General features: G+C 39.7%; 2 protein-coding genes. Both read right to left on the bottom strand.

Annotated features, from left to right (window positions below):
- Positions 1–10: 10 nt before the first annotated feature.
- Entirely contained in the window at positions 11–406 is a 396-nt protein-coding gene (locus tag D8792_RS11185) for a DUF5945 family protein (RefSeq protein ID WP_125371701.1), read from the bottom strand.
- 3 nt (positions 407–409) lie between these two features.
- Positions 410–617, bottom strand: a 208-nt coding sequence (locus D8792_RS11180) for a DUF5965 family protein (RefSeq protein ID WP_125374023.1), incomplete at its 5' end; no start/stop codon positions are given.

The raw sequence follows: 617 nt of genomic DNA, 5'->3' as shown, positions 1-617 counted from the left end.
CTGCTCGTACTTACAAGTCATCAATAGCTTCTGAAATGGCTTGTAGTTTTTTATTGTGCTTATTCTTATCATCAATCAACTGGTGCAACTCTTCGATTTTCTTCTGACTTTGAAGAATGTCCTCATTATTTTGAGCCATGACATTGGCTAAATGTTGCTTGTAGTCGCTGGTAATGGTAGGTGATGGAACTTGTCTTGGCTCTATTTTCTCTTGTGATTTTTGTTGTGAAACAGACTGATCTTTAGCCTTTTGTTGTTCCATCTCAAAGGCCGCCACATAATCCACATCTTCAATTTCTTGATGTTTTTCCTGATGAAATAGTGCCGCAATCTTCGCACGTTCTTCTGATGAAGACGTTGGTATTTTATCATCTAGGGGTTGGTCAAAGGTCCAATTTTTTGTCATGTGTTATTCCTCGTTTCTATTATCGGATAGTGTTGATTGTTCTTCTTGGCCAAAGGCCTGCGTCAATGCTTCATCAAAAGTCCAGGGACTATTTTGTTGGCGTTTGATAAAGGCTTGATACATCGCTGTTTGTAATTGATTGCGATAGGTCTCTAGTTTCTCCGTCTCCTTCGCAACTTTGTCCTCTTGCCTAGCTACTCTTTCAGCTAAG

This window comes from Streptococcus cristatus, assembly GCF_003943505.1.
Classification (GTDB): Bacteria; Bacillota; Bacilli; order Lactobacillales; family Streptococcaceae; genus Streptococcus; species Streptococcus cristatus_E.
This window is presented reverse-complemented; position numbering and strand designations above follow the sequence as displayed.

Bases quoted from the DNA above. Each gene is read 5' to 3' on its own strand.
- D8792_RS11185 (WP_125371701.1), bottom strand. From the start codon at position 406: ATGACAAAAAATTGGACCTTTGACCAACCCCTAGATGATAAAATACCA.